6 protein-coding genes are annotated in these 6,034 nt (G+C 72.9%); all 6 read right to left on the reverse strand.

Translation table 11 applies throughout. From position 1 onward, the window contains the following. Nucleotides 1-3: 3 nt before the first annotated feature. The 6 genes from IF78_RS0129860 to IF78_RS0129885 all read right to left on the reverse strand — a co-directional run bounded on the left by IF78_RS0129860 (nucleotide 4) and on the right by IF78_RS0129885 (nucleotide 5,862). The gene (locus IF78_RS0129860; RefSeq protein ID WP_031485988.1) at nucleotides 4-630 is read right to left on the reverse strand and encodes a YigZ family protein; all 627 of its coding nucleotides are present in this window, start codon (nucleotides 628-630) and stop codon (nucleotides 4-6) included. A 53-nt stretch (nucleotides 631-683) separates the two neighbouring features. After that, on the reverse strand, nucleotides 684-1,226 hold the full coding sequence (locus IF78_RS0129865; protein ID WP_031485989.1) for a SixA phosphatase family protein: 543 nt from the start codon (nucleotides 1,224-1,226) through the stop codon (nucleotides 684-686). After that, nucleotides 1,223-1,981, reverse strand: a complete 759-nt coding sequence (locus IF78_RS0129870) for a hypothetical protein (protein ID WP_031485990.1) — start codon at nucleotides 1,979-1,981, stop codon at nucleotides 1,223-1,225. Before IF78_RS0129870 ends, IF78_RS0129865 begins: the two co-directional genes overlap by 4 nt. A 193-nt stretch (nucleotides 1,982-2,174) precedes the next feature. Then, a complete protein-coding gene (gene mshA, locus IF78_RS0129875; protein ID WP_031485991.1) occupies nucleotides 2,175-3,560 on the reverse strand; it encodes a D-inositol-3-phosphate glycosyltransferase in 1,386 nt (461 codons plus the stop codon). Beyond that, nucleotides 3,557-4,414 carry a formate dehydrogenase accessory sulfurtransferase FdhD gene (fdhD, locus tag IF78_RS0129880; protein WP_031485992.1) on the reverse strand — a complete coding sequence of 286 codons (858 nt, stop codon included), beginning with the start codon at nucleotides 4,412-4,414 and terminating at the stop codon, nucleotides 3,557-3,559. Before fdhD ends, mshA begins: the two co-directional genes overlap by 4 nt. A 65-nt stretch (nucleotides 4,415-4,479) precedes the next feature. Further along, nucleotides 4,480-5,862: an L-serine ammonia-lyase gene (locus IF78_RS0129885; RefSeq protein WP_031485993.1), complete on the reverse strand. Its 1,383-nt coding sequence runs from the start codon at nucleotides 5,860-5,862 to the stop codon at nucleotides 4,480-4,482. Nucleotides 5,863-6,034: the final 172 nt, after the last annotated feature.

A 6,034-nucleotide genomic window follows, 5' to 3' on the forward strand; every position in this document is an offset into this window, starting at 1 on the left:
CGCTCACGCGTCCCCGTACGCCTCTCCCCCGAGCTCGAACCCGGCCGTCCCCGCCGTCACGTCCGCGAGCCACGCCCGGAACGTCTCCACCTCGGCGTCCGGCAGGCCGACCTCGATGGTGACCGCCTCTGCGTACCGCACGTCCCGTACCTCGCGCCCGGTCGACCGCAGGTCGTTCTGCACCTTGCCGGCGCGCTGGTGGTCGACGGTGACCGTGACCAGCCGGAAGCGGCGCCGGGTGAGCGTGCCGAGGGTGTCCAGGGCCTCGCCCACGGCTCCGCCGTACGCCCGGATGAGGCCGCCCGCGCCGAGCTTCACACCGCCGTAGTAGCGGGTGACGACCGCGACGACGTAGCGCATGTCGCGGCGCAGCAGCATCTGCAGCATGGGGACGCCGGCCGTGCCGCCCGGTTCGCCGTCGTCGCTGGCCTTCTGGACGGCGGCGTCGGCGCCGATGACGTAGGCCCAGCAGTTGTGTGTGGCGTCCGCGTGTTCCTTGCGGACGGCGGCGACGAACTCCTGGGCCTCCTGCTCGGTGGCGGCCGGGGCGAGCGCACAGATGAAGCGTGAGCGGTTGACCTCGGTCTCGTGCACGCCCGCGTGGGCGACTGTGCGGTACTCGTCCTGCATCGGGACAGCCTATGCCGCCGGCCAAGGACCCCAGCCCCCGGCCGCTGCTCGGCTCACTTCTTCCTGCCGCGCGCCACCATCACGTCCGTGAGCAGCGCCGTCCCGGGCGCGAGGGCCCGCCACGCGGCCCCGTGCCAAGCGAGTACGGCGATCGCCGACGTCGGGAACTTCGTGCTGACCTCGTCCAGCGTGTCGTCCAGACCGTCCCCGGCGAGTTCGAGGACGAGGTCCTCAAGGCCGGGGTTGTGCCCGACCAGCAGCAGCGTCTTGACCTCGGGAGGCACCTCGTGCACGACCGCCAGCAGGTCGGGCACGTCGGCCCCGTACAGCCGCCGGTCATGGCGCACCGGCGGCGGCGTGCCCCACTCGGCGGACGCCAGTTCCCAGGTCGCACGCGCGCGTGCCGCCGTCGAGCACAGCGCGAGGTCCGGCAGGCAGTCCGCGTCGGCGAGCATGCGGCCCGCGACGGGGGCGTCCCGCTGGCCGCGTGGGGCGAGGGGGCGTTCGTGGTCGGCGACTCCCTCGGGCCAGGCGGACTTGGCGTGCCGGAGGACGACCAGACGGCGCAGCGGTCCGGCTCCGATGCGGGCGGTCATGAGGGGGTTCCCAGGTCGTGGGTGAGGTCGAGGCCGAGGAGTCGGTCGGCGTAGGCGTACGTCTCGAAGCGGGCGCCGTCGGGCAGGTCCGAGGCGGTCTCCACCCAGCGCAGGACTCTCAGGACTCCGGGCACGTCCAGGTCGCCCTCCCATGCGGTGCGCAGCTCCGCCCGCACCTCGTCGGGGATGGGCCGCGACGGCCGCTGCGCCCAGGCGGCGACGGCACCGCGCCAGCGTGCGAGTGTGTCGTGGGCGTCGGCGAGGGCGGCAGTGTCGAGCCGCACCGGCACGTTTCTGCGCAGGGAGAGCAGCGCGAGGCGCAGGGCCGCGGGGTCGGCCTCCTCGGGGGGTGCCTCCGAGTGCACGGGCGCGACGGCGACCCGCACTCCGTCGGGCTCCGCGCCTCCCTCCCGTACGACGTGGATGACCTGCGCCTCGCCCAGTCCCGACGCGGCGTCCCGGCCGTCCTCGAAGGGCCGGATGCCCAGCGCCGCGGCGCCGGCCCGCAGCTCCGCCTGCTGCCGCTCCTCGTCGAGCAGCGCCCAGACCGGTGTGCCGCCGAGCTCCAGGGCGCGGACCAGGAGATCGGCGACCAGCAGGATCCGCAGGGCGGTGACGTCGAAGCCCTCCGTATGCGCCTCGATCCGGGTCAGGCCCCGGCGGGCGGGGGCGGCGTCGACGGGCTCGCCGGTTCGGGCGTCGGTGATGCGCAGCACGGAGCGAGCGTAGGCGGACGGGCCGTCCTCCGCAGCCATCCGGCCCGCTTTCCGGACATCGTGGCGGGCTTCCCTGCTGCCGGGAGTTCGCTGGTCATCCATGGTTGTACGGCCCACCCACACGCGCGGCGCGCATGTCGTACCCGGGCATCTCCACCCCCTGCCGTGCGGACTGCGCGGACTGCCCGCACGGTACTGCGCACCGGCCCGCCCGGACAGGAGTTCGGACCGGCTACCGGAGTTGTCTCTGTCCGACTGCGCGCAAGCCGTGGCTTCGGCCGCGCAGGGCCGCCGTGTACACGTCCGCCGTCGCCGCCGCGGCGGTGGCCCAGCCGAAGGACCGGGCATGCCGGACCGCTGCCTCGCTCATCCGTGCCGAGCGGGCGGGGTCGCCGGCGAAGCCGTACAGCGCCCGCGCGTAGTCCGCCGGGTCGTGTCCGGGTACGAGAACGCCGCTCGCCCCGTCCCGTACGGCCACCGGCAGGCCGCCGACCCGCGCGGCGATCACCGGGGTGCCGCAGGCCTGTGCCTCGACGGCGACCAGACCGAAGGACTCGCTGCGGGAGGGCATGACCAGGACGGACGCCGCCCGGTACCAGTCGGCGAGCCGGTCCTGGCCGACCGGCGGCCGGAACAGCACGACGTCATGGACGCCGAGGCGGGCCGCCAGTTTCTGCAGCCCTTCCGGCTCGGCGAGGCCGCTGCCGCTGGGCCCGCCCACGACGGGCACCAGGATCCGCTCACGCAGCCACGACCGCTCGTCCAGCAACCGCGCGACCGCACGCAGCAGTACATCCGGTGCCTTCAGCGGCTGTATGCGGCCCACGAACAGCGGTATCAGCGCGTCCTGCGGGAGGCCGAGGCGGGACCGGGCGGCGGCCCGGCCGGCCTCGACACCCCGGGGGTCGGGGCGGAAGCGCTCCAGGTCGACACCGGGGTGGACGACGGCGACCCGGCCGGTGTCGGCGTCGTAGTGGCGGAGCAGTTCCTGCGCTTCGTTCTCGGTGTTCGCTATCAACCGGTCGGCGGCCCGTACGACTTGGGTCTCGCCGAGCAGGCGGGCCGCGGGCTCGGGGGTGTCGCCCTCGGCCTGCGAGGCGTTCTTGACCTTGGCCATGGTGTGCATGGCGTGGACGAGCGGGACGCCCCTGCGCTCGGCGGCTAGCCGGCCGACGTGGCCGGAGAGCCAGTAGTGGGAGTGGACCAGGTCGTAGTGGCCGGGGTGGTGGTCGGCCCAGACCTGCGTCACGCCGTGTGTGAAGGCGCTGAGCTGGGCCGGGAGGTCCTCCTTGGCCAGGCCCTCGTAGGGTCCGGCGGCCACGTGCCGTACCAGGACGCCGGGCGCGAGTTCGACGCTGGGCGGGAGTTGGGCGGACGTGGCCCGGGTGAAGATCTCCACCTCGATGTCGATGGCGGCGAGGCGCTTGGCCAGCTCGACGATGTAGACGTTCATGCCGCCGGCGTCGCCGGTGCCGGGCTGGTGCAGCGGGGAAGTGTGCACGCTGAGCATCGCGACGCGGCGGGGGCGGCCGTGAGTACCGGGTGGCCGCGATCGGGGCGGGCCGACGAGGGTGTCGCCCTGGCCAGGGCTGCGCCGGACCGCTTCGAGCCGGGTCACGTACCGGCTCCCGCCGTTGCGCAGGCTCGCAGGTCGATGCGCTGCTCGCCCGCGTACACGTTCATGGAGCCGCCGCGCAGGAAGCCGACGAGCGTGAGTCCCGTCTCGGCCGCCAGGTCCACGGCGAGGGAGGACGGAGCCGAGACCGCCGCCAGCACCGGGATGCCGGCCATGACCGCCTTCTGCGCCAGCTCGAAGGAGGCACGTCCGGACACCAGCAGGATGGAGCGGGACAGCGGTAGTCCGCCGTTGCGCAGCGCGCGGCCGATCAGCTTGTCGACGGCGTTGTGCCGGCCGACGTCCTCACGCAGGTCCAGCAACTCGCCCTCGGGTGAGAACAGCCCGGCGGCATGCAGTCCACCGGTGCGGTCGAACACCCGTTGCGCGGCCCGGAGTCGGTCAGGCAGGCCAGCCAGCAGTTCCGGGGTGACCCTGACCCGGGGTGTGTCGGCGATCGGCCACCGTGTCGTGGTCCGTACGGCGTCCAGGCTTGCCTTGCCGCACAGGCCGCAGGACGACGTGGTGTACACGTTCCGCTCGAGCGTGATGTCGGGCAGCGGTACGCCGGGGGCGAGCCGTACGTCGACGACGTTGTACGTGTTCGAGCCGTCCTGTGTCGCGCCCGCGCAGTACACGATGTTCGCCACGTCCTCGGCCCGGCTCACCACGCCCTCGCTCACCAGGAATCCGGCGGCGAGCGCGAAGTCGTCGCCGGGTGTGCGCATGGTGATCGCCAGCGGCTTGCCGCCGAGCCGGATCTCCAGTGGCTCCTCCGCCACCAGTGTGTCCGGACGCGTGCTCGGCGCACCGTCCCGGATCCGCAGCACGCGCCGTCGCTCTGTGACCCGTCCCATGGCCTCACTCCCAGTTCTGTACGTGGACGTGACGCTCCGTCCGCCCCCTTCCTCCGTCCGTCTCCTCAGCACTCGATGACGTTGACGGCGAGGCCGCCGCGGGCGGTCTCCTTGTACTTGACCTTCATGTCGGCGCCGGTCTCCTTCATGGTCTTGATGACCTTGTCGAGGGAGACGTGGTGGCGGCCGTCGCCGCGCAGGGCCATGCGGGCGGCGGTGACGGCCTTCACCGCGGCCATGCCGTTGCGCTCGATGCAGGGGATCTGGACGAGGCCGCCGACCGGGTCGCAGGTGAGCCCGAGGTTGTGCTCCATGCCGATCTCGGCCGCGTTCTCGACCTGTTCGGGAGATCCGCCGAGCACCTCGGCGAGACCACCGGCGGCCATCGAGCAGGCCGAGCCGACCTCCCCCTGGCAGCCGACCTCGGCGCCGGAGATGGAGGCGTTCTCCTTGAAGAGCATGCCGATGGCGCCCGCCGCGAGCAGGAAGCGGACGATGCCGTCCTCGTCGGCGCCCGGCACGAAGTCGAGGAAGTACTGAAGGACGGCGGGGATGATGCCGGCCGCGCCGTTCGTCGGGGCGGTGACGACCCGGCCACCAGCCGCGTTCTCCTCGTTCACGGCCATCGCGTAGAGGGTCACCCATTCCATGGCACGGCCCGCCGGGTCGCCCTCGCTGCGCAGCGCGCGAGCCGCCGCCGCGGCCCGCCGACGGACCTTCAGACCGCCGGGGAGGATGCCCTCACGGCCCAGGCCCCGCCCGACACAGGCCTCCATGACCCGCCAGATCTCCAGCAGGCCGGCACGGATCTCCGCCTCGGTGCGCCAGGCCTTCTCGTTCTCCAGCATCAGTGCGGAGATCGACAGGCCCGTCTCCTTCGTCAGGCGCAGCAGTTCGTCGCCCGTGCGGAAGGGGTACTTCAGCACCGTGTCGTCCGGCTTGATGCGGTCCGCGCCGACCGCGTCCTCGTCGACGACGAAGCCGCCGCCCACGGAGTAGTACGTCTTCTCGAGCAGGGGCACGCCGTCGGCGTCGTACGCGAAGAGGATCATGCCGTTGGCGTGGTACGGCAGCGAGCGCCGACGGTGCAGCACCAGCTGGGTCGAGGCGTCGAAGTCGATCTCGTGGGCCGGACCGATCTCGGCACCGAGGAGGCGGATGCGCCCCGTGTGGCGGATCCGCTCGACGTCCAGGTCGGCCTGGGCGACGTCGACCGTGTGCGGCTCACAACCCTCCAGGCCGAGCAGCACCGCCTTCGGGGTGCCGTGGCCGTGACCGGTGGCACCGAGGGAGCCGAACAGCTCCGCCCGTACCGCGGCGGTCTGGGCGAGCACGCCGTCCCGCTTCAGCCGGGCGACGAACATCCCGGCGGCGCGCATCGGGCCGACCGTGTGCGAGCTGGACGGCCCGATGCCTATGGAGAACAGGTCGAAGACGCTGATTGCCACGCCATACTCCGTGGGATTGGAGGGCGTGCCGAACGGTCACGGCACGCCCCTGCGGGAGGGTGTCGGTTACAGGCCGGGGTACAGCGGGTGCTTGTCGGCCAGGGCCTTGACCCGGGCCTTCAGGGCCTCCGCGTCGTACGACGGCTTGAGCGTCTCGGCGATGACGTCGGCG

The organism is Streptomyces bicolor (assembly GCF_000719285.1).
Classification (GTDB): Bacteria; Actinomycetota; Actinomycetes; order Streptomycetales; family Streptomycetaceae; genus Streptomyces; species Streptomyces bicolor.

Coding starts and splice junctions, on each gene's coding strand:
- IF78_RS0129860 (WP_031485988.1), bottom strand. CDS start 630: ATGCAGGACGAGTACCGCACAGTCGCCCACGCGGGCGTGCACGAGACC.
- fdhD (WP_031485992.1), bottom strand. CDS start 4,414: ATGGGACGGGTCACAGAGCGACGGCGCGTGCTGCGGATCCGGGACGGT.
- IF78_RS0129870 (WP_031485990.1), bottom strand. CDS start 1,981: ATGGCTGCGGAGGACGGCCCGTCCGCCTACGCTCGCTCCGTGCTGCGC.
- IF78_RS0129865 (WP_031485989.1), bottom strand. CDS start 1,226: ATGACCGCCCGCATCGGAGCCGGACCGCTGCGCCGTCTGGTCGTCCTC.